Below are 22,405 nucleotides of genomic sequence, written 5' to 3' on the forward strand. Positions count from 1 at the left end.
AGGAGGCGAGGCGTGTGACCTTCATACTTCTAGACGACTGCATTATCGACCAGACGGTTGAGCCTCTTGGCCGTTATCCCTTGCGCGAAGTTGTTGATCCCTACTGCCTAGAATACAGTGTTTCCCTTCTAACAGATGAGAAGCGCCGAGCCATTTTTGAAGCAATCGGATCAGAGGCTCTCGCTGAGGGGTTGGAGAGGATCTATGCGGCCGATGGGTCGTTCGATGAAGGCGAAGCCGCGCAAACTATTCGACTGGCGGAATGGCATTTATACAATGCGCACTGGGCGGGCTGACAACATTATGTAATTACTCATTTATTATTTATTTTATACGTGAGGTTGCTGGTTTATTCGAGAGGTTTCCGGATCGATACGAAGGAACCTTTGCCAGCGAGGTGTGGCAGTTGCGTAGATTTAAAGCCGCGTCCACGCGGGCGTCCCGTACTATGGCGCTCCGGGTTATGTCGATGTCTTAGCTGGGACCCAATGACCTCAATAAACAGACATAATAGGGGCACCCAATGTTTTCCACTTGGCCCAATGATAGGTTCTGCGCGAATTCCGCCAACGCGCAGGTTTTTCTAGCGAAGACCTGCCTGTTGCAGAGTCTCTCGGCGCCGGAAAAGTCATTTTGTTGCATGGCCTTGTGGGGTGAGATATCAGCGGTATTTGACAAATTGTTGTATCGCGACTTTTTTCAGAATTGGCCATAAGATGCAGACACCAAATCAGTCGAGTAGGTTTGACGTTGTCCTGATCACCGGCAGGACCGTTAGTCTGTCACGGCAGGAAGTGACATCCGTATTTCTTCACCCGTGGATACTCCTTACCTATTCGGCGTTATCGCTGATAACCGTAGCGATGAACCAACAACCCTGGACACAAGGCATGCCCCTTTGGCTACGGGTGGCCATCTACTTCTTATCCAGCGTTGTCGGACTGTCTGTAGCATGGATGACGCTTATAGCGCTGTCTTGGACGGTCGCCGGTAAGATTTTTCGCAGAGTTCCGTCAATCATTTTTGATCTGACGGGCGCTTTTGCGAGCCTGTGGACTACATATTGTTTGGTGACTTTTCAAAATAGATCAATAAATATTTTTAGCACATCAAGTGTATTTATATATGTTTTCTACATTGTTATAATTGTACATGTGAGCATTTTTTTGTGGTCTGTTATTATCCCAAAAATTCTTTTCGAAATACGCTCCCAGGACAATTTTTTGGCTCTAAAACCCATCGATGAAGTCGTCGAGACCGACGAAACGGCCGAATATGAAGAAAATGTTTCTCCGGTGCAAAATAGTAGCTATGAAAATAGAACAGTCGTGGTTGGCAACTCAAAGATACCGCTTACCTCCATTCAGCATATAAGTGCCGAGGGTAACTACGTCAGAGTTCATACAGGCAATTCAAATTATTTTGAGGCAGCCACCATGAAAATGGTTCTGTCGCAAGTTCCAGTGAATCTCGGACTGCGTACCCACAGAAGCCATTGGGTATCCTATTCAGCTATCCATAGCGTTGAAAGCGATGGCCGCAATTTGAAAGTTAAGCTAGCTTCGGGTGTCCAAGTACCCGTATCAAGAAGCAACGTGGACCGCGTAAAAAGACTCGCGCGCCCTGACAACACAGTTGAGTGTAAATAACGGGCATGTATTCAGCTCTCAATACCCGCGACGCAACCACGGGTCAGCACTTGACCTCAGCCTTGCGGTTAGACAACCCTATCACTTACTTTCTGGAAAACTCCAGTCTTAAATGGCCTCGATTTTCGGGGGAGCAGTTCAACAAAAATGGCGCTCCCTGAAAGAGCGCCGTCTTGTTTTGGGGTCGGTGGACCCTAGCGGCTCAGGATAATCGCGGTGATGATACCGGTCGCGCCCGAAGCCAAAACATAGCGGTTATCAACCTTGCGCCATTCGTAGCCCTTGGGCGGCTTCGACAGGCCCCGGACTTTGCGGTAATCGACTGCGCGACCACGCTGCCAGTCGATGTAGGCGACGTGTCCCCCTTTCCGGAAATCGGACTTCGTGTGCCAGCCGCGATTATCGCGGTCACTACGGTCGTCCTTGCGGGCAGCCTGTGAAAGGCTGTCGTTGTGTTGCGGCTGAGCGACAGCCATATTGGCGGTGGCCAGCGAGGCTGCCATCACCAGCAGGATGGAAGCGGATACGATGCGTTTCATAACGGGGCTCCTTTTGGTTAGGTCTTTTCGACCTCCCCAGAATGCGTGTCGTGCGCTGAACTCTACATGAATGATTAAAGGTATCAGTGTGTTGTTTATGTAATGATGGTGAAATGCTGTCGTAATCTCGCCACCAGGTATAAAAACCGACATTTCTCATTTGAGCGCCTTATTGGTGGCCCAATGGCGATAGGACAACCGGACGCCCGCACCCGAATTTCCTGACAGACCCGAGCCCCGGGGCGAGGTTTTCGACTATGTCGGACGGGCGTCATTCGACGCTTGGCTAGCCGGATGGCTCGATCGGAACTGTGAGCACGCCAGAATCTGCGTAGGTGTAAGGTATGAAAGATAAAGTTGCTGCGTTATCAAAACGAACGGTTCTGTGCGGCGCCGTCTGTGCATTGGCACATGCCTCTCTGGCGAAAGCCGGACCGCGCGTCGCTTTACCGGATATGACCCAGACGTTACGCGAACACCGTGTGGAGAGTGCATCGCTCGCGCTGATCCGTAATGGTCGCATGGTCGCGGCAGAGGCGTGGGGTATGGCGGGACCTAACCATGCGGCGACCGTTGCCACACGCTACAATCTGGCTTCGCTGACCAAGCCCCTGACCGCAGAGATCATCCTGCGACTCGTATCGGCGGGCAAACTCTCGCTGGATGAGCCGATGGATGCGTACTGGAGCGATCCCGATTTATCGAGCGACCCTCGAAGGAAGAGCCTCACGGTTCGCATGGCGTTGAGCCATCGCACCGGATTACCGAACTGGCGCGATGCCAAGGGCCTTGCCTTTGATCACGACCCGGGGACGGCGACGGGCTATTCTGGCGAAGGCTACCAGTATGCGGCACGCTATGCTGAGCATCGGACGGGGCAGTCATTCGAAGCCCTGGCCCAACGCTGGCTCTTTATGCCAGCCCACATGCGTTCGTCGGGATATGTATCTACACAGGGGGTGTCAGGCCCGGTCGCCACGCCTTATGATGACATGGGCAGGACCATACCGGTTGAACCCGTCACCCATTACAACGCTGCTGATCTGGCCCACGCCACCGCCAGCGATTATGCGCGCTTTCTTATCGCTGTATGGCAAGACAAGGGCCTGTCCTCGGCGGTTGCCACTGAACGCAGCCGGTCTCAGGCGGATCTGTATCCCCAGACGTGTGGCGGTGCGAAAGCGGCCACCTGTCCGCCGTGGATCGGCTTCGGCCTGGGGTGGCAACTCCTCGGGTTTCCCGGCGGTACGACCCTGTTGCATACGGGTAAGGATGCGGGCGCATTTACCTTTGCCGCCATTGATCGTGCCAGTGGGAACGGGATTGTCATCCTTACCAATAGCGATAATGGGTGGCGCATTATTCTGCCGCTTCTTGAGCGCACGCGCAGCAATCCTAAACTGATCGACTTTCTGCGCGGTCAAATGAACGGATAGGACTCTCATTATGACGACTGCAATTGCCATCGCTGCGGCTTTACTGGCGACCCCCGCCGATCTGCCCAGTGATCCGCTAACCACTGAAATCCGCGCGCTCGATGCGAAAGTGTTCGACGCCTATAACCGCTGTGACCTCGAGACCTTCTCAGCCTATTTTGATCCCAAGGTTGCCTTTTATCATGATACGGGCGGGGCGACGTTTGACCGCGACGCCGTGGTAGACGGGGTTCGCAAATACATATGCGGCAAGGTGAAGCGGGAGCTGATAACAGAAGGCTTCCACGTCTATCCCATCAAAGACTATGGCGCGATCGAGGAAGGGGAGCATCGGTTTTGCCAGATGGCCACCGGTCAATGTGAGGGCATAGCCAAGTTCGTGATGGTCTGGGCGAAGCGGGATGGGGCATGGCAAATCACCAGCGTCCTCAGCTATGGCCATCGCGCCGCGACGGCCGCAGAACAAACGAAAGCCGCTGACCGGTAACCGGGGCGTGAGAACGCTCACCTGATTTACCCGAAGAGAGGCCACCCCATCACGCAGACCGTTGCATAAAAGGGGCCCGCCGCGGCGCCTGTACTCGTATGCAGGCGGAGATGAACCGCGCGCGGCAAACCGTGCATCGCGTACAGAATCGACGAACAAACCGAAACGGTCTGCAGCCTGTAGAGGCTACCTCATCGTCACAGGATATGAACCTGTAGCGTGAATGCCGCACCGGCCGTGCAATCCTCGCGGTCATTTCTGAAGACGCTTCGCATTTTCAATTAAAGCGCGTACCCTTGCGTCAGTACCGCCGGTAGTGTGCCGGGCGTGGGAGACCGAACAAGCCACTCTGGCCAGTTGCGTTGGACATCCAATGGCTACGGAGACGGTTATGCTTTATGCAAACGGTCAGTATTCCTTTGAACAGTTTATCGACGACACGAGCCGCGTCCGAACCGTAGAGCGTTTGTTCGAGGTATTCATTGAGGCCATGGCCCATCTCGGATTCGACCGGGTGAATTTCTCGGTCCTGCGCGACCTGGATCTCGACGCATCGGCGCAGGGCTTCGGGCTCATCAGCACCTATCCCGCGGTCTGGCAGGACTACTATGCCCATAACGGCCTGGCGCGCATCGATCCCGTTGTCAAATGGGCGGTGGGTTCCGTGCGCCCCTTTCGGTGGACGGATATCGAGCACGAGGCGGAACTCACGCGTCGTCAGCGGCATTTCCTGCGCGAGGCCGAAGAGGGCGGATTATACAACGGCATTGGGGTGCCGTTCCCCGGCCCGAAGACCCTGAGGGGCGGCGTCGCCCTGGCGACCTCTGTCAGAAAGACCAGACCGATGGAAAACCTCGATTTGCTTGCCGCCTACTGCCATCACTTTTACGCCGTCTATAAGCGCCTGGTGCCCCCGGGACTGAGGCTTTCCCCCGCCGCCGTCTCACTCACCCGCGCTGAACAAGAGGTTCTGTTCCGCCTAGCTCACGGTCTGTCGAACGAAATTATCGCTGATCGCCTGAGCATCAAGGCCGGATCGGTCGATTTCCATGTGCAGAACATCTTCCGCAAGTTCGGCGTCAATAACCGCACCGCGGCAGCGATGAAGGGGCTGATGGGTGGGTATATCGAGCTTTGAAGTGGGCGCTGAAGAACGAGCAATTTTGTCATTTCTGCAAAACCCTGGGAATATCCCTAGTGGTAACCGGTGGAGGGCTGTGGATAACTATTAACCATCCGTAAAAGGAGGGTTTGGGGATGCTAAAGCTCATTTCCTACAAAGAAATATCCACGCGCAGCGATCTGTTTTTCAGCCAGTTTCAGTTGCGCCATCGCGAGTTCATCGATCGCCAGAGCTACGACGTCAAATCGATCGACGGCATGGAGTTCGATGAATACGACTCTCTGGCCGCGCACTATCTCGTCTTCACCCAGGACGGACGAACGGTCCTCGGATGCAGCCGTCTTACGCCCATTGCGTTGGGCTGTATGCTCGCCGATCACTTCCCGGATCTGGTCGAGGACAAGTCGATCTTTACGGCACCCCGAGTGTGGGAAGGGACCCGCTTTTGCATTGACCGTCGCTTGCCGGCTGAGACGCGACGTCTCATCTGCCAGTCTCTGGCGGTCGGCTATATCGAGTTTGGTCTCGCGCACGGCGTCGATCAGATCATCGGGCTAATGCCGACCCTGATCCTGCGCTCAGTCTTCGAGCGCGCAGGGCTCACCCTTGAGCGATTAGGGTCGCCCCGCGCCATTGGGGCACACGACCGCATACAGGCCGCCACCATCCCGATCCGACCGTGGCAGCGTGATCAGGCCTATCTGGCTACAGGCCTTCGCAATCTTTTGATCTCTGACGCTCGGCCCTTTCGAGACCATGTCGCCTGAGCGTCGTGGGAACGCGGGGGAGGACGGGCTCGATCAGGCGCTTTCGCGAGGCATCGACAGTCTGGGGCGTCTGCGAGCCGATATGCGCCAAGCGGGCCTGACCGATTGTGCGGACCTTCTGGACGAGGCCTTCGTCTGTTGTCTCAGAGCCTTTGTTAGTCGCCGGGAGACCTTTGGGAGACCGCCGCCCAGTGTGGATGATGAGCCGCAAGGCCAGGCCGAATAGCGATCTCCGCTTTGTCCCGCGAGGGGCAATCTGTGTCGCGAGCAGAAGGCTCGCGGGGAGCGTGCCGATGAAAAACGGACATGTGGGCAGCCTCACCCTATCGGGTGAGGCCTGGAGAGATACGGCAGCGTATCAGCCGTATCTCTCTTATGACAAACGTCGCTGGGCCTGGCTGTGGCTGCAGCGCAAACCCGGTCTGCAGGCCATGGCCTCGTGGGCGATGGGCGATCACTGGGCAACGCAAGGGCAGGGGGCGCACACCCTCCTGCGGGGAGATTTGAATGACCTTTTTGCCATGGGGTATTTGTTCATGCTGAGCGGGCGCCCGACACGCCGCAGCACGAATGGCTCTTCTGGGCCCCGGACCTCGATGCCTCCATCGTTCAGGTTCAGGCCGAACGGGTATCCCGCTCTACCGTCGGTGCGTTTGACATGAGCCGGTTTGCGGCAAAGCGCGATCTGCTCCGCGATGGCTTCGGCCATGAATGGCTGATCCTCGCCGACGAGGCCGGGCAGGTCCAACTCGACGTCACACAGGGCACCCTGACGGAAGGGCCGGTGCTCCTGCATTTCGACGTCACGGGGTTTCGGACGTTTTCTTCGAAGCTGAAAACCCTTGCCCGGCTGGATGCGCTGCACCGTCTCGGGCGCTTCCCCCGGGCCCTGTTTCCGCCCGAGACCGGTACTGTCAAATGGGCACGCGCCCTTCAGGCCTATGACGGCATGTGCGCCGGCGCCAGTCATCGCGAGATCGGCGCGGCCCTCTTTGGTGAAAAACGCGTCCGCGAAGAATGGAACGGCCGATCTGACTATCTCCACTCCCAGGTGCGCCGGCTCCTGATCTATGCAAGGAAAATGGTCGATGGCGGCTACACCTCCCTCTTACGCTGAAATGTCGGACCTAGGTGTCGTTTGGGCATTGGTGCGCCGTCTCCATGCCCTGGGTCCGGGCGTGCGTCGCGATCTGATCATCGGCCTGATCCTTGAAGGGGTGGCCGTGGCTCTGGGCGTCATAGGTCCCCTGGCCCTTAAATCCCTTATTGATGCCCTGAGCCACCCTCCCGTGTCATCCCCGATAACCCTCGGGCTGGCACTGGTCTTCGTCGGCGCTTGGGCGGGCGGCAGCCTTCTCTCGACCGGACGTCTCCTCTACTCGACCCGGGTGATTGACACCCTGAGCGCTGATCTGGCCGCCGCCGCGCTGGCCGGTGAATTGCCGCGCGTAGCGGCCAGCCGCGACGGGGACAGTGGTCGCACCCTCGGCCTCATCGAGCGGTTGCCGTTCAGTCTGCTGGTCGTCGTCGATGGTCTGATCTGGCGCAGCCTGCCGCTGGCCCTGCAAATTCTGGCCAGTGTGTGGGTGATTGCGGGCCTGATCCCGGCCTCTTATGCCGTCGGCCTGTTTGTCACGCTGGCCGGATATGCGGTCTTGTCATGGTGGGGCGCGGTTCGCCATCGCTCGCACGCCCATCTCGCCAATCTGGGTGCCGCCGCCGTTTCGCAAGGGCTGGGCGATGTGCTGCGCAATGCCCGTCGTATTGTCCTCAACGGCACCCTGACGTCCGAGGTGGGGGGGATTCGGGCCGGCATCGGCCAGAAGGCGGTCGCCAACAGCAAGATGATGCACTCGCTCGTCCAAACCGCGCTCGCGCAATACGGATGGCTGAGCCTTGGCCTCGTAGGGCTCCTGGTGGCCGGGGCGGGCGATGTGGGGGCGGGACGCCTGAGCGTGGGGGCCTTCATCATGCTGGAAACCTATGCCCTGCGTCTGGCCCTGCCCTTGAGCGGGATCGGGTTTCTGCTGAGCCAGTCGGCCGGGGCGATCGCGAATATTCGGGATGTGTTGGGCTTATGTCGCGGTGAGGCCGAGCGCGTTGACACTGGCCCCGTTCGGTCAGGCGCGGCAGTGGTCGGACTGCGGGACGTGTCCTTTCGCTACGCGGGCACGACCGCAGGCGTCGAAAGCGTGTCGGTCAATATCCCGGCCGGGGCCTTTGCCGTGATCGTCGGGCCGAACGGCTCGGGAAAATCGACTCTGGCGCAGATCATGGCCGGGGTGTTTTCACCCGCCCAAGGGCAGGTGGTAATCGGCGGGGTCGATCTGGCGCAGGTGGACGTCCATGCCCGCTTTCGCCACGTCCTCTACGTCCCCCAGTTCATCACCTTCTTAAATCGTACCTTGCGCGACAATGCCCTCTATCCGCCGACCACCACCACCGAAGCCGATCTGGCGGCCCTGCTGGCGCAGTGGCGCTTCTATGAGGCCGGGCGTGAGATGGATCTCACCACCCCCGTAGGTGAACTGGGTGAGCGTCTGTCCGGCGGTCAGATCCAGAAGCTGGAATTGGCGCGTGTCACAGGCATAAAGGTTCCCGTCCTGATCCTCGATGAAAGCACCTCTGCGCTGGATCCCATGAGTGAAGCGCGCATCCTGTCAGACCTGCGACGAAGCTTTGAAGGGCGCACAACGGTGGTGATGGTCACGCACCGTCTATCGCTGGCACAAACAGCGGATTGTGTCCTGTTCATGAAGGCGGGCCGGTTGGAAGCGTGCGGACGTCATGTCGAACTCATGGAGACCGTACCCGCCTATGTCGAACTCTGGGCGCAAGCGTCGGAGTGAGGGGGGGGTCATGCTAAGCGGCGGGGGGAAGCGGGTGAGAGTTACCTAGCGAAGAGGCGACAAGGCTGGGAAAGGTGCAATGTCAGAGGCACGTGCTGAAAATCGCAGAGAGTAAACGCCCGTCAGGGGAAGGAAGGGCGTCTTCGCGCGTCCGCGCGAACCGGGCCTGTCGTGAATGGAGCCCCGTCGGGTCTCCAGCCTTCGGCCTAAGTCCCTGACGCGGCTATCGCCGGGATTCACAGCGTCTTAGATGGTCTTCTTGCCTGACCGACCGCTGCGTATTTTGACCGGCCCCTCAGTCAGAGTGCGAGGGACCCCATCGGTTGCGAAAAGCTCACTGATGTCCACGCTCAGCGCTCTCGCGATCAGGTATAGGGTCACGGCCGTGGGGTTGCATCTACCGGCTTCGAGATTGCTGATGTAAGTTTGAGCGACGACCTCTACGCGCAGTGCAAGTTCCTCTTGAGAAAGCTCAGCTTTCTTTCTCAATCTGGAAACATTCCACCCAATCAGCGCCTGCACGTCCATACCGATTGAGCAACCGGAAATGTCGTTGATTGACTATACAATCGAGTATATATTCACGCCTAACGATTGAGTTTGGTATCGACAAACGCCTTCTTCGACCGGGTGCTTCGAATGATCACCGGTCCTGCCAGAATGGTTGCGGGAACATTTTCCCGAGAGAAGAGCGCGCCGACTTCGACGCCAAGCGCTTCCGCCAGCAAATACTGGATGACAACAGTTGGGTTGCGTTTTCCAGACTCGAGTTTGCTGATGTATCCCTGCGTAAGGATTTCGCAGCGCAGTGCGAGTTCAAGCTGCGAAAGCCCTCTCTCCGTCCTTAAACGGGCAACATTCAATCCGACGAGAGCTTCAACATCCATGCCCTCAGAAGGAATTTTGTTGCCGCTTCACGCTATACAATCGAGTGTATGAAATGCGCTCAGGGGGTTGTTTTCTTTATGGAAGACGAAGTTGTTCCACTGAATGAGGTTGATGCGCACGTCGGCTTGCGACTCCGTGTTCGTCGCGAACTGGTGCAGATGTCAGAAGACTGGCTGGCAGGACATCTGGGCATCTCTGCCAATCAACTACGGGATATTGAAGAGGGGCGTGCCCGTATTGGCAATCGCGAGTTGCTCCTCTGTGCAGAGGCGCTCGACGTACCCGAGCGATACTTCTACATGGGGTTTGGAAAGGACAAGAATACGCCCGGCCCAAACCGACCACCCCGCCGTGAGATGGATACGTGGTTTTCGGCAAACCTGTTTCCGCATGAGGGCCTGTTCCTGTCTGTCGGGAGGCGCATGACGGGAAGTACCGAGACCGCCCGCGAAATCCTCCACGACATCTATGCGGACTTCGTCACGGCCGATAAATGGCGGGCGATCACCCATCCGAAAAGCTACGCCCTACGCGCCATTCGAAACGTGGCCGCAAGCCTGTTCCAGCGTTCAAAGATCGTGTCGATTGAACTGGTGGCCAACATGGAAACCTTCGACCACGCCGATATCGGCCCGGACGCACACGAAATCCTGTCCGCCAAGGAACGCCGACGCATCGTCCTGGAGGCGATTGAGAGCCTGCCACCTCAGTGCCGGAAAGTCATGAAAATGCGTCGCCTGAAGGAAATGCGGCCACCGGCCATAGCCAAAGAGCTCGGTATCAGCGTGTCCATGGTCGAAAAGCATCTCGCCAAGGGCATGGCGATTGTCGCGGCACGTCTGGCCGATCAGGAGCCACCGCCGTTGAAAAGCGGTCTGGCGCGGCGGGACACGGCAGCGAGCGAATAGACGCTGTATGTATTTTTTCGTAGTGTCTGGCCTCACGTCAGCTGGGCGGAGGGCACCGTGTCCGTAGATGATCCCGAGCCGACCGATTGGACGGCCCTGATGGAGGAGGCCGCCCTTTGGCATGCCCGTTTGGAAGCTGGAACGGTTGACCTAAGCGCCTTCGAAGCATGGCGGGACGCCAACCCGCACCACGCTGTCGCCTACGCTCGTATTCTCGATACGGCGGACTCGATAGACGAGCTCAAGGACTGTGATCTCAGCCAGGATCCCGACCTGCAACCTCGGCGCACATTGACGCGCCGCCGTTGGCTGCAAGCCGGCGCCGGTGCATTGGTTGTCGCAGCGGGAAGCGGCGCGTGGGTTTTGACCCAGAGCCGGGCTGAAGCCTCAACTCGTGTCGGGGAGCGGCGGAGCCTGACCCTATCGGATGGTGTTCGTCTTGAACTCAACACCAACACGCACATCGCTTGGAAGACGGGTCGTGAGGGCAGTCAGGTCTGGTTAGAGCAAGGGGAGCTGGGTGTCGTTGTGCCGCCCAGCGTCAAGCCGTGCAAGGTGACCGCTGCCGGCAGGGCGATTCTCATGACGGCTGCGGATGTGAATGTCCGGCTGCGCGCATCAGCGCTGGAAGTCACCGTCGTCAAAGGCGACTGCACGATCGACGGCGACTCCGACGTCCAAAAGCTTGTAGTAGGACAGGGGGCCCTCGCGAGCGGTGCGGAGACTCGCGTAAGAGCGATCAGTAACAGCGATCTCGATTTTACAACGGCCTGGCGTCAAGACGCCGTCGTGTTCAACGGCCAGACCCTCGGCGTGGCCGTCGAAGAATACAATCGCTATCTGCCGCGCCCCATCGTCATTGTTGACCCGGACTTGGCGGGTCTGAGGATCGGCGGGCGCTTCAGCACGCGTGATCCGGCGGATTTTTTGGAAAATCTGCAATCGAGCTTTTCGATCCATGTGACGGTCGCCAACGATGGATCGAGATTGCTGTCGAAATGACGGCAGAGAAGTGCCGAAGGTAGCTGTAAATACCGGGGTCGCAGACGATGAAGTGATTTCAACATGTCAACGCCTTGACTTCCGGAGTTGGCCCGAAAGAGACATTCGCACCAATTTATAGTGTCAAAAAGCGGTCGCAGTGGCATCGTAGATAATGCTAGCCACAGACCGGACTTGCGCTCAACCATTCATGGTGTAGCGTTGAAGGCAAAAAGATTCGACAAAATGGCGATGTCTTCTCATTGTCGGTCGAAACGAGTTGTCTGAAATAAGAGCCGACCAGAGAAAAATGACAAACGCGTACCTCGACCTTGCTGAAGAAGTTATAACTATTCAACGGATGCCGTTGAGTGCGCGCGAGATCATGGATTATGCGTTTATGGCAGGTATCGCGCCAAGTCATATTTTCGGAGTAACGCCGCACAAGACACTGCACGCAAGGCTTGCGGTAGATATATTAAATTATCCTGAGACGACGCAGTTTTTTCGAACGGCACCAGGACGCTTTTTTTTGAAGCGGTTTCAAGCCGATACAGAAATATCGAGTCAGCACAAGAAGATATACATCGCGCCCCAGCGTCGCAAAGAGCTCAAGCGAGATGCTGTATTGGTGTTGGAGCCGTCTGATTTGCCTCCATTAGAAGAATCAGGGGGATACATAGCGTTAGAAGAGCTTTATGATTTGCTAGGTCATGGGAGATATAAATATATGCAAGGCAGACAAGCGGAAAAGACGTCCAATGTCATCCCTGTGCATAGTTTTGTTCTCTTCAAGGACGGCGGAAATGTACTTAGCTATAATTCTGGCAGAATCCATCAAAAATCGGATCCATTGATAGGAAGTAGAAGCATAGGATTTGGATCTGTTGTATTGCAGAGTGATCAAGACATACTTTACAATTCGCTCCTTGGTATAATTGAAAATGCGATCTCAGAAGTTGCTCACGCATTGGGAATGCCGAGGGAACTGGCAGAAAAGGCCCGTTACGATAATGAGTTACGGCCAAGATTTTGTATGGTTGTTGAAAATAATGTTAGCCGTCAAAAGCATTTATTCGTAATTTTGGATTTTCAGAGGCCGTCGCAGTTTCAGCCTGATGAGCATAGCTCAAGCGCTGCGGGGTTCGGATGGATGGGGCCGGGACGGTTGCCGAACGACATATCGAATTATGACGAACTTTCGCAATACATGTTGCAGAGGGAGCCGTTAGACCCTCGTTCGGCGTATCATTGGGCGTAAGGCTGAACCATGTCAGGGGGGGTATATATTTCTACGGAGGACGAAAAGCTCCTTCGATATGAATTAGAGATGGTTTCTAGTCCTCTTGTTGTGAAGGGGGCTTTGCAACGACTTTGCGCGCATGTTGAAGGTGGGAGGCGGTTGAGTACGCTTACCCTGCTCAGGGGTCTTCTATCTGGCCTGACGCAACACAATTCCATTTTGGTCAGGCGTTGGACCTACAAGGCAATAGCTTTGATTGGTATGGCCGGCATGAGTAACGGCATGCTGCAAAACCGGCTGCGATCAGAGCCCGACTTTGAAAATCGGTGTTGGCTCATTGCAGCGATTGTTAAAACCGAAAGCGATTACGAGGTTCAGCGGATATGTGAGAGTTCCGGGTTGGACTTCAACATACAGTACGAACTCGCATCACGAGTCTTTCTCCCGCGCGAAATTATTGGCAATATGGCATTGTCACGGAAGCTGGATCTGTCGAAAGAAGACGATCTGACATTGATGTGGTCGTCACTACTTCTGGGTTATGAAAAATGTACGGAACCCCTATTTTTAACAAATCATACAGATGTTGACATTCTCAGAGAAATGAACGTCAGTAATAGGGACCTTGTTTCTGAGTATTCTGTCTGGGCTCTCTGGAAGAATGCCGGATACACTTCTGAAAATCTTGCGATTTTAAATCATGATCTTTCATCGAGGGCGCCTGGAGTTCGAAAGTGGGTAAATCGCCTTCTTATGAAGAGTACTGACTGGATCGCTAAAGATTTGGATTTTTTTCAACATTTGGCGAATGATGACAGTTTAGCGGCACGTGAAGGGTTGGCGTTGGGCCTCCGAGATGATGCTGTTGCGGGAATTGATCGGGCGGTGCTCGGTTGGTACGACTCCGAGCAAGATCAAAATATTAGGCAGATACTATTAGAATTTATGGCTCGTTCGTCTGAGTATCACGCAAATTACGCCTTCCTTGTTGAAGAGGGATTTAAAGCGGTTGGCCCCGATGATATTCTGAGGACCCGCCTGATGGCGGCAAGCGCGGGTACAAGGTTGCACGCTGAACTGCGGAGAGCTGCAATCAAAGAGGCGGCGGTATTCGCCCCTGATCTGTTTGGAAACTCAACAAACATAGGAAGCATTACCATGGGAAATGTAAACACTGGATCGATTAACGCGACAGGGTCAATAGTAGCACTCGGTGACGTCCTTGATAGTGTGAATTATAGTATTAATACTTTGAGGTCGGAAGATCCAGAGCGCGCCTCAAGTTTGGAGGACTTGTTAGAAAGACTGAAAGAAGTTGATGACATTCCGGTTACAACAAAAGAAAAAATGTTGTTGGCTATAGGTGAAATACTGAAAAATCCCGATGAGAAAAGCAAACGAAACATATCGGATTTATTTTCGAAAGTAAAAGACGTAATGACGTTATCATCTGCTACGGTGACGGTAATGTCTGCGATACTGAAAATTTTCGGAATGTGAAATTGCACATGTTCAAAATATATCTATCCGGAAGTATACAGAAGGGTGATAGCGATCCCCGGCCGCATTCGTATTTTTGGACCCGTGAAGATGAAATTTTTTTGGAGGAAAATATTAGATCGGATATAAAGCTTCTCAATCCAGCAAAAACACCCATTCGCCGGAATAATTTTTATCTAAACTATGGTTGTGATCTGTACCTCGTTAAAATCGCAGACGTTGTTTTGGTCGATCTGCGTCGTTCAAAGGGTATCGGAGTGGGGGCGGAATTAATGTTTGCAAGTATGCATTCGATTCCCGTTATTGCATGGTTACCTGACGACTCGGAATATAAAAAGGACGTAGTGAGGAACGTTAGTGGCGAAGATCTATATGACTGGGTTCACCCATTTGCTTATGGATTATGTGATAAGCATGTTTCAGATTTAGACGCCGCATGTCGTGAAATCAACGATATGATCAAGAATCGAAACATTAGCAAGCAAAGCTTCCGTACTCCGGAACATGCTATAGGCGAGTTTCAGAAAGCATATCCGGATTTAGTGGATGATAATTCCAAGACCTGAAAATATAGGCCATGATATTCTATATTATGATGGTTCGAATCCGCATGAGTTGGCCGAATTGAAAGGTCGCGTCCGATTTTTAAACAAATTATGGTTGCCGTGCGCTCTAGAGTTGTTGTCTCCTGAACAGATATTTGTAACAAATCGTTTCAGGGAGTCAGTGATTAGCACTGATACACAATTCTTGCATGCTTCATTCATGAGAAGTTGCTTTATTCAAATATTGAATGAGCTTGAGAAGCCGGAAGTTATCGAAATTGGTTGTGGAAAATTCCCACTAGCCACCAATTCGAGTTTTGGATCGTATCTTGGATTGGAGATTGACTCTGAGGCAGTCGATTTCTGCACCAAAAAAGGCTTTGACGTAATTCTTTGTAGCGCGGGAAAGATTAAAGACGTAGCATTAGAGATCAAATATGACTTTTGTGTAGGGTTGTATTCTTTCCACTTTGACGTTTCTGAGGAAGTGATAGATTTTGTTCACCGTCATTTAAAAGATAGTGGGTGTGTCATGTTCAACGTAATCGTTGACGATTCAGAGCAACTCGCAAAAAAATTCTGATGTTTGAACATAGGGGATTTGAATGCAAGTCGTTCAAGGCAGATAGTATGTCGAGTAAGGAATATCTATTCTTATTGAAAAGAAATGGAATTGGTTTAATTTCCATTTACGAAAAAGTAAATAGAATAATAAATAGGAAATAGTTAATGAAAATTGCCATCAGCGGGTTCCAAGGAACTGGAAAAAGCACCATTTGTAGCGGCCTCACATTCAACCTCAAAATGAAGAGCGTAAACTGCGGAGTCGTTACTGGCATTGCGAGAGGCAGTCATTTAATGCTTTCCAATGATTTTTCCCCACTGATGCATCTCGAAATCATTTCAATGCATATCACAGCTGAATGTAGAAGTCAGTTTAAAAATAGATTGACCATAAGCGATAGGTCAATACTTGATTATGTGGCATATGCAAAGTGCAGATTTCTATCATCAACAGATATAATTGAATTGGATGCTATCAATGAAATTGCCCGTGTGTATTCAAATAGCTATGACGCAATATTTTTAACCAATAAATTCTTTGGAAATTCTGACAATGATCCGGCGCGAATTGTTGACGATGTCAGCCGGGAAGACTTTGATGATGCGTTGTACACCTTAATCCGTGATTACGGATTAGAGTCTCGCACGCATAGAATAAAGGAGGATGGCGCCGGACATATCACAAACTGGATATCTGAAAATTACAGCAATTCCTAAAGCTTTCATTTTCAGGGCTTTGATCGTGGGTGGTATAATTGTATGTGGCGGCTTTGCTGAATTCGTTCAGCCCATCGATGTTGCTCCTTCTTTGATACGATTAGAAGGGAGATTGGGGCGTTGTTGGCCGCTAACTGGGCTATCGACTTCTAGCTAGTCGGATTGAACCGCACCGGATTTACAGGAGCCTTAAATTCGTTAGTAGGCTCTCCGATCGTCGCGATGTTCGGCGACGTTGCCCCTTGTCTTATCCAATCTTGAGTTCGCTCTGGTGGTCACGGTCCATCCCATTAAGAGACATTTACGCACTTGCGTCGAACGAAAAAAGAGCGGACGCGTTAATGATTATTTGAAGTTGGCTATGGGGATATTGTACACGCGTAATCCGAAAGAACACTGAGAGACTGCTTGTATGGCACGCCTTGGAAAGTTACTCTTCCTGTGCTTTAGTAATTCTGGACAGCCTATTCGCGCTGTTTGAATCATTTTCAGATGTAATAGGTACCTTGTCTAGTACGGCCTGCATTGTTTCCCTGAGACTAGGGATTTTTCCAAGTGCGCGCTGGAAGCCGGTGGATTCTATCAGCGCTTCGTACGGGCTGTTGTGGTCGACCTGAGGAAGAAATCTCGAAGGCGGTTCTTCCAACCGATCAAGCGCGGAGGCGAATAAGCGAGCTTCGAGTTGAGGGTCGAGCCGGACAGCTTCTTTGCGATATCCTTCGTATGCTTGCGCAACCGCAGCTTTGAATCCGTAATCTTCAGCTAGCTTGAAGCGTTGGCCAATTTGCCGAGTTGATAACCAGGCGAACCAAACAGGTGCTGCAATAGAGAGGACTGACATTACCGCTTCCAACCAGATCCACTGAGCATCCGCACCTTTCGAAACCAGTTCTTGGAACGACTGTAGACGGATATGACCCATTATGCCGCCGGCCGTTAGAGCTGATGCGAGGAAAGCAACCCAGACCCATGTCGAGAACCCAAGCTGCTCGGCCCGTCTTTTAAACGCACCGGCAAGGCCTGCCGTTGTCGCGGCACTGTACGCTTGATCAATTTTTGCAATGAGTTGTTCCGCGGCATTAGCGTGATTAAGTGTATCTTTCTCTGCCTTTAATATTACCTCTTTGGAGGCCTCTGCAGCGGCTGCAGCCTTTGCAGCCAAACTTTGATGATCTGAGATTTCCTCTCGTGCCTCCTTCAAGGCCTCCAAATCAGTCGGCAAGTCTGTCGCTGCGGCGTGAGCTTCTTCGATGGCTTTTATCTTACCCTCTAGATCGCCTGCGCGAGGTTCAATGCGAGACAAGGCAGCCTCTAGGTTCCGAATTCGTTTTGACAACTTGCTTGGAACAAGGTTAGATGATTCAATTTCCTCCCAATTTGGCGTCGGTTTCTGAAGGGGAAAGCTTTGTTCAATATTCGACATGATCATGTCAAAATTAGCTAAAACTTGAGGCGCATTTCCATTTTGGATTTGAGGTAGGGTGTAAGTTTGAAAAAAGGAGATTTGAGCGGGCAGCGAACCGATTTGGCGCTGCAGCTCTTCTTTAACCTGGTCGTCCGACAGCAGCTTTAATCGCTGGGAAAGGCGCCGACTTCTATTTGCTAGGTCGGACCGAGACAATGGAGGCATGTTCCAGCTTTGCCCATGAGCAATATGGTACGGCTGATCTGTCCAGAACGATTCCATGTATGTCGCAAAACCTTCCAACGCATTGGTGGCCGCAACAACTTCCTCTTTCATTTCGATTCCCCCAACAAATCTATATGCTTAGCGGCAGCACTCGACACCGTGGTGAAACCTGAGCGCATCCTCATAGGTGGAGTTCATGCCAGAACGGTTGTGCACTTGTAAAGCAAGGAATCATGAGAGAGTCGGCCGTCGGCCTGGTTCGCCAGACGTGCTGCGTTGCCACGTGTGGGCGTGTCGCCAAGGCGCTCGCAGCATGCGCTCCTCTCGCAAGGGTTGCTGCCTCCATCACCGTTGCATCTTTTGTTGTGGCGGTAAACCGGTGGATTTCGTCCGCTTTCAGTGTGAATGCATGGCTAATCGATGCATGTCTGGATTGGGCGCGAAAGGGAAGCGCCGTGCCTAATTGTCTTCCATCGCTGGCGATGTCGCCTCTTGCGTCTCACTGGGTTGGAATAACTGAAGATTAATGATGCGCAGCTGGTACTGTTGACTCAGACAACTGGCGGCCTCCTGTTCTCCGGAGCACCGGTTTCGCTCCAACACCCAAGCCTGTTGTTCCGACACCAACCGTTTCCGGTCGTTTCCCGACAGGCTGTGTCGCAGGGGCTCATAAAGTTCGGCCATTGTGAGATCACTTGCGGCAAGCGCTCGATCGCTGCAAATCAACCTTTCAGCGTCTTCAGTTGCTTTTGTGCAGTTAAAACTGGTCTGGAATGTTTGGGCCCGGGGCGCAACCTCTTCCTCCCCTTTCAAGGTGACAAGGCTTTCTTTGATAAAACCAACGTTGCCGCCGTCGAGGCTCACAACCAGCCATCCGGATCCAGCGCCGGTGGCTCGCCCTATAACGCTGAGATTTTCGTTGGGTGCCACTTGCCTCAGAACGACCTGTGCCGTGTCAGGTCCCTGGCGCAGATTGGCCTTTTTACGGGCCGCCGCGAGGACGTATGTCTTGGGTTCTTCAAATGATGTGTACGGGAATGACGAAGAGGAATTCGCGTCATCCGACGTGCCGACGTTCGATGAGGGGCGGCACGAGGCAATTATCGCGATCAAGGCTATCACGCCAAAGAATGCCCAGACGCATCCGGTATTTTTGTTGGGAGCAGAGGCTGACATCTGAAATCACCTCGGCAGAGTTTGTAGTGAGGATGATGTCATTGAACGACATTCAATAGGCGCAGCGTCTGCAAGTCCATCATCTGTGTGACAGGCAGATGGTTGGCGGCTTGAAACTGTCCGAGCGCAGCTTTTGTCTGGTCGTTGTAGATGCCGTTCACTGGGCCGGGATCAAATCCTCTGACAATCAAAGCTATTTGGACCTTTTGAATGATATCTGACAGTTGATCCTTTGTGAATTTCTTGGCTTCGACCGTTTGACTCGGACTGCTGCTAGACGAACTCGAAGACCCAGCCGTGGAGGAGGGCGGTGAATAGAGGCTCTGAGGGGAGGTTTGAGGTTTAGGCGTTGTCGTCGTGTCCGGCGTCACTCTTGGGGCCGGTGCAGGTGTCGATTTGGGAGGTGGGGGCGGCGATACCGTTCCGCTGTAGTGGCTGGAGTGACCGCTACTGCCACTATAATGACTCCTATGGCTGCTATGGCTTCGGTGACTGGAGTGCGAACGATGACCGGCAAGGAGCATTAGCCGATCTCTTTGGGCGGGATCGGTGAACAGCAGCAGGTCCTTTTGCGCATCTGGCGTTGTATCCAAGCGCTGGATGGTCGGCGCGTCCGCCGCGAAGGCTTGGCCGGTTTGGAACAATGGGCTGGCGCCCAGCAGTAACAATAGCTTGTCACGCCAATTCATAGTTCAGATCCTTCAAACCAAGCGGCCCAACACGCCGGCTCTTCCAGTTAGGTCCTGCGGAGGCAAAAAAACCGGAGCAGTGTTCTTTCACCACGCATCCCGAACAGTCTGATGGAAAGGTGTTTTTCCATTCTGAGATTGACTGTCGCGCGAACTGCCACAGGGGTTTGGGCAGCACACAGAGCGAGAGATTATAAATCGAGACGTTCATGCCCCGATTGGCGAGGAAGAAAACGGCGTCCCGTAGCTCTGGTAAATAATCTACCGGATCGATCCAAAGCTTATCCCGGTTTGCTTTCGCAAACCCCATCGGCTCAAGGCCCATTAAGGCGACATGATCCACGAACGGGAGGCGCCGGTAAATGAAGGCCACCAGCTGACGCAAGCGTGGAATGGTCATCTTATGTAAGACGACCCTTATTTCGACACGGGCATCGTAGCGTGCCAGTTCGAACAAACCGTCTAGTGTTTCATCAAACGCACCCGGAGCCACAACCACGGTATCGTGAATCTCTGGAACATCTGCGTAGAGAGGGACGGCCCACATGGCTTTCCGGCCACCGGCGGTGACCCAAGCTTTCGCCGCCTCATGATTTCGGAAGTTTCGACCGTTCGTAAGGATGTGCAGTTCAGTAAACGGCAAGTGCCGATGGCAGGCTTCGAGAATTTCCGTCAACCCCTGCCCCAGAAGAGTGGGCTCTCCTCCCGTAATACCCAATTGAGGCTCATCCGAATCGATCAGAGGAATGGTCTGCAGAAGTTCCGATACGCGCCAACGGTCATCTTCATCACGCGGTGGCTGAGAGCACATCAGGCATAAGCTGTTGCAACGCTCAGTCGTGAAGAGGGTATTGGTGCGCGCGCCACGTCTCCAGAGGACTGAAATTAGGCTGCTATTTTCACGTAATCGGACCACATCTCCAGCAGCTATGACATCGGCGTCGCGCGGAGAAGAAATCGAAATCTGATCGCCCGTGCCGCCTATCCATCCATCTTCTCTTGGTCGGGCGGTCCAGTAGTCCTGTCCAGACCATGCGTCATCCTGCTCCCCAAGCAGTTTGAGGATGCGGACGCCATCTACGCCTTGAACTTTGGCGTGCGTATGGTTGGCGACACCGAGTTTCATGTTTCGATATACCCCGGTTCGACTATATCCATACGAGACCGCCCAAAGGCCCAGGACAGTAGTGTGCGCATGTTTTCCGGGTCCGCATCGCGAAGGTGACCAAAAAGGATCCTGAACAGGCCAGTATGCTTTTGACAAAACTCACTTGTCTCTCGATCGCCCACGGGATCGCCATGTGCGGCCGCATGATAGACCGGGTCCGCGCCACAGAATGGTAGGAAGCCGCACGTGTTGCAGCCCGGCAAATCGCCAGCAACGGCCCCCGTCATTAGCCATTGCATAGCTGAAGAACTAATCAACTCATCCAACGGCTGCTGCACGCGGCCCAATGCGAAGCGAGCGTCGCCACTTTCCGCAGCCATACGTGCCTCATCGGCGGGGTAGACCCGACCGTCATAGTTGTAGACCAAAACCCCGAGCCCTGCACCGGCGGGTGATCGCAAATCGACATAGTTGGAACCGAAGGGTGTCAGGATGTGTCTTAGTAATACGGCTGAGTAGGTCTCACCCATTTGCGTGCCCGTCCGATTCAGCGTCAGCAGGTATTCGAGGGCCTTTGCATAGAAGCTAACGAACTCCGACATCGGATAGCCTATGGCGCGTCGAGTTTTTAGAGCAAAACCGTACGGACTTATCGGTCGCAAAAAAACTGAGTTGAATTCCAGATCAACATAGGTGTCGATCAAAGCATGAGGAGAGGCGAGAGCCGCGCGGGTGAGCGTTGGCATCGCGACGACACCATCATGTCCCAAGGCGGCGCGCACTCGCTTTAATTGGGAGATCGTACGCTCCCAGCTGTCCTCACCAGGGTTGTGCCGAAACCGATTGTGGATGTCCCGCGGGCCATCGATCGATGTGGAAATATGGATGCCGTGATCGGCACAAAAACCCAAATCATCATCCTTTAGATGATGGAGCGTCGAGACGAGTGAAAAGTGTATGTTCCGACGCGCCATGGCATTTCGTGCCACTACGCGACTGACAATATAGCGGATAAGGTCGAACCGAAGAGTTGGCTCGCCGCCTTGAAATTCTACCGTCAAAGATTGGGCCGGAGACTCAAATACCCGGTCGATGGCGGCATCGGCGTCCGCGTGCGACATATCAAAGCCCGTTGCACCGACGGCAGCACGAGAAACCTGACAGTAGGCACAGGCATGGTCGCAGCGCAACGTGACCACAAAGATATGTAGGGAGGGGCCCTCTAACATGTGGGCTTTGCGGGTACGCAAGACCGTTTGCTCTAAGCCTTTGCCGCCACGTTCAGGACGATCGATCAGACCTTTTGCCAGAAGATCGTAGTATCTGGGATCGGAGCTGCTTAACGCTCCGCTACGCACACTCGCAGCCACCGAACGAGGCAATAACGCAAACTCCCCTAGGTCGTTCGAGACCAGAGTTGTTCCGTATGCGTCGTGAAGATCTAGGTACCTGTTCATCTCGCCCCTAGCCTATGAGCGATTTAAGCGGGCGGGTTGTCAAGTAAAATTCGCCAAAAGATTGAACGGCAAGGAGCGATTGGAGCGAGGCGAGATTCGAACTTCTGCTAACGGGACGAAATATAGTGCTGGCTGAAAATGTCTGGAAT

Annotated in this window: 23 protein-coding genes; 15 read left to right on the forward strand and 8 right to left on the reverse strand. The window is 53.8% G+C overall.

Annotated features, from left to right (window positions below):
* The first annotated feature begins 14 nt into the window (after nucleotides 1-14).
* The gene (locus tag AACH73_RS12220) at nucleotides 15-296 is read left to right on the forward strand and encodes a hypothetical protein (protein WP_338736096.1); all 282 of its coding nucleotides are present in this window, start codon (nucleotides 15-17) and stop codon (nucleotides 294-296) included.
* A 594-nt stretch (nucleotides 297-890) separates the two neighbouring features.
* Entirely contained in the window at nucleotides 891-1,649 is a 759-nt protein-coding gene (locus AACH73_RS12225) for a LytTR family DNA-binding domain-containing protein (RefSeq protein ID WP_338736097.1), read from the forward strand.
* Nucleotides 1,650-1,843: 194 nt separating this feature from the next.
* On the opposite strand, the gene AACH73_RS12230 is transcribed toward AACH73_RS12225, so the two are convergent.
* A complete protein-coding gene (locus tag AACH73_RS12230) occupies nucleotides 1,844-2,188 on the reverse strand; it encodes an RcnB family protein (RefSeq protein ID WP_338736098.1) in 345 nt (114 codons plus the stop codon).
* A 344-nt stretch (nucleotides 2,189-2,532) separates the two neighbouring features.
* Between AACH73_RS12230 and AACH73_RS12235 the strand changes: the two genes are divergently transcribed.
* The 6 genes from AACH73_RS12235 (at nucleotide 2,533) to AACH73_RS12260 (ending at nucleotide 8,850) form a co-directional block, all read left to right on the forward strand.
* On the forward strand, nucleotides 2,533-3,624 hold the full coding sequence (locus AACH73_RS12235; RefSeq protein ID WP_298325543.1) for a serine hydrolase domain-containing protein: 1,092 nt from the start codon (nucleotides 2,533-2,535) through the stop codon (nucleotides 3,622-3,624).
* Nucleotides 3,625-3,634: 10 nt separating this feature from the next.
* Complete coding sequence (locus AACH73_RS12240; protein ID WP_298325540.1) at nucleotides 3,635-4,111, forward strand: nuclear transport factor 2 family protein; 477 nt, start codon at nucleotides 3,635-3,637, stop codon at nucleotides 4,109-4,111.
* Nucleotides 4,112-4,502: 391 nt separating this feature from the next.
* On the forward strand, nucleotides 4,503-5,249 hold the full coding sequence (locus AACH73_RS12245) for a LuxR family transcriptional regulator (RefSeq protein ID WP_338736099.1): 747 nt from the start codon (nucleotides 4,503-4,505) through the stop codon (nucleotides 5,247-5,249).
* A 119-nt stretch (nucleotides 5,250-5,368) separates the two neighbouring features.
* Nucleotides 5,369-6,001, forward strand: a complete 633-nt coding sequence (locus AACH73_RS12250; protein WP_338736100.1) for an acyl-homoserine-lactone synthase — start codon at nucleotides 5,369-5,371, stop codon at nucleotides 5,999-6,001.
* A 658-nt stretch (nucleotides 6,002-6,659) separates the two neighbouring features.
* Complete coding sequence (locus AACH73_RS12255; protein WP_338736101.1) at nucleotides 6,660-7,118, forward strand: DUF2285 domain-containing protein; 459 nt, start codon at nucleotides 6,660-6,662, stop codon at nucleotides 7,116-7,118.
* A complete protein-coding gene (locus AACH73_RS12260) occupies nucleotides 7,090-8,850 on the forward strand; it encodes an ABC transporter ATP-binding protein (RefSeq protein WP_338736102.1) in 1,761 nt (586 codons plus the stop codon). The genes AACH73_RS12255 and AACH73_RS12260 overlap by 29 nt, the downstream gene beginning before the upstream one ends.
* Before the next feature lie 246 nt (nucleotides 8,851-9,096).
* Here AACH73_RS12260 and AACH73_RS12265 read toward each other — a convergent pair whose 3' ends face one another.
* Both AACH73_RS12265 and AACH73_RS12270 read right to left on the reverse strand, forming a co-directional pair.
* Entirely contained in the window at nucleotides 9,097-9,378 is a 282-nt protein-coding gene (locus tag AACH73_RS12265; protein WP_338736103.1) for a helix-turn-helix transcriptional regulator, read from the reverse strand.
* Between the two features lie 59 nt (nucleotides 9,379-9,437).
* Nucleotides 9,438-9,737: a helix-turn-helix transcriptional regulator gene (locus AACH73_RS12270; RefSeq protein ID WP_338736104.1), complete on the reverse strand. Its 300-nt coding sequence runs from the start codon at nucleotides 9,735-9,737 to the stop codon at nucleotides 9,438-9,440.
* A gap of 78 nt (nucleotides 9,738-9,815) precedes the next feature.
* Between AACH73_RS12270 and AACH73_RS12275 the strand changes: the two genes are divergently transcribed.
* The 7 genes from AACH73_RS12275 to AACH73_RS12305 all read left to right on the forward strand — a co-directional run bounded on the left by AACH73_RS12275 (nucleotide 9,816) and on the right by AACH73_RS12305 (nucleotide 16,196).
* Nucleotides 9,816-10,646 carry a sigma-70 family RNA polymerase sigma factor gene (locus AACH73_RS12275; RefSeq protein WP_338736105.1) on the forward strand — a complete coding sequence of 277 codons (831 nt, stop codon included), beginning with the start codon at nucleotides 9,816-9,818 and terminating at the stop codon, nucleotides 10,644-10,646.
* Nucleotides 10,647-10,703: 57 nt separating this feature from the next.
* The gene (locus AACH73_RS12280; RefSeq protein ID WP_338736106.1) at nucleotides 10,704-11,648 is read left to right on the forward strand and encodes a FecR domain-containing protein; all 945 of its coding nucleotides are present in this window, start codon (nucleotides 10,704-10,706) and stop codon (nucleotides 11,646-11,648) included.
* A 289-nt stretch (nucleotides 11,649-11,937) separates the two neighbouring features.
* Entirely contained in the window at nucleotides 11,938-12,888 is a 951-nt protein-coding gene (locus AACH73_RS12285; protein WP_338736107.1) for a hypothetical protein, read from the forward strand.
* A gap of 141 nt (nucleotides 12,889-13,029) precedes the next feature.
* Entirely contained in the window at nucleotides 13,030-14,370 is a 1,341-nt protein-coding gene (locus AACH73_RS12290) for a hypothetical protein (protein ID WP_338736108.1), read from the forward strand.
* 8 nt (nucleotides 14,371-14,378) lie between these two features.
* Nucleotides 14,379-14,936 (forward strand): hypothetical protein, encoded by a 558-nt coding sequence (locus AACH73_RS12295; RefSeq protein WP_338736109.1) that lies wholly within the window; start codon nucleotides 14,379-14,381, stop codon nucleotides 14,934-14,936.
* A complete protein-coding gene (locus AACH73_RS12300; RefSeq protein ID WP_338736110.1) occupies nucleotides 14,917-15,498 on the forward strand; it encodes a hypothetical protein in 582 nt (193 codons plus the stop codon). The genes AACH73_RS12295 and AACH73_RS12300 overlap by 20 nt, the downstream gene beginning before the upstream one ends.
* Nucleotides 15,499-15,644: 146 nt before the next feature.
* Complete coding sequence (locus AACH73_RS12305) at nucleotides 15,645-16,196, forward strand: AAA family ATPase (protein ID WP_338736111.1); 552 nt, start codon at nucleotides 15,645-15,647, stop codon at nucleotides 16,194-16,196.
* A gap of 430 nt (nucleotides 16,197-16,626) precedes the next feature.
* Here the strand turns inward: AACH73_RS12305 and AACH73_RS12310 are convergent, their stop codons facing one another.
* The 5 genes from AACH73_RS12310 to hxsB all read right to left on the reverse strand — a co-directional run bounded on the left by AACH73_RS12310 (nucleotide 16,627) and on the right by hxsB (nucleotide 22,256).
* On the reverse strand, nucleotides 16,627-17,937 hold the full coding sequence (locus AACH73_RS12310; protein WP_338736112.1) for a hypothetical protein: 1,311 nt from the start codon (nucleotides 17,935-17,937) through the stop codon (nucleotides 16,627-16,629).
* A 348-nt stretch (nucleotides 17,938-18,285) separates the two neighbouring features.
* Nucleotides 18,286-19,002, reverse strand: a complete 717-nt coding sequence (locus tag AACH73_RS12315) for a lysozyme inhibitor LprI family protein (RefSeq protein ID WP_338736113.1) — start codon at nucleotides 19,000-19,002, stop codon at nucleotides 18,286-18,288.
* Nucleotides 19,003-19,040: 38 nt separating this feature from the next.
* Nucleotides 19,041-19,691 carry a peptidoglycan-binding domain-containing protein gene (locus AACH73_RS12320; RefSeq protein ID WP_338736114.1) on the reverse strand — a complete coding sequence of 217 codons (651 nt, stop codon included), beginning with the start codon at nucleotides 19,689-19,691 and terminating at the stop codon, nucleotides 19,041-19,043.
* Nucleotides 19,678-20,817 (reverse strand): His-Xaa-Ser system radical SAM maturase HxsC, encoded by a 1,140-nt coding sequence (gene hxsC / locus AACH73_RS12325; protein ID WP_338736115.1) that lies wholly within the window; start codon nucleotides 20,815-20,817, stop codon nucleotides 19,678-19,680. The genes AACH73_RS12320 and hxsC overlap by 14 nt, the downstream gene beginning before the upstream one ends.
* Entirely contained in the window at nucleotides 20,814-22,256 is a 1,443-nt protein-coding gene (gene hxsB / locus AACH73_RS12330) for a His-Xaa-Ser system radical SAM maturase HxsB (RefSeq protein WP_338736116.1), read from the reverse strand. The genes hxsC and hxsB overlap by 4 nt, the downstream gene beginning before the upstream one ends.
* Between the last annotated feature and the right edge of the window lie 149 nt (nucleotides 22,257-22,405).

The sequence above is a fragment of the Asticcacaulis sp. DW145 genome, assembly GCF_037101385.1.
GTDB classification, from domain to species: Bacteria; Pseudomonadota; Alphaproteobacteria; order Caulobacterales; family Caulobacteraceae; genus Asticcacaulis; species Asticcacaulis currens.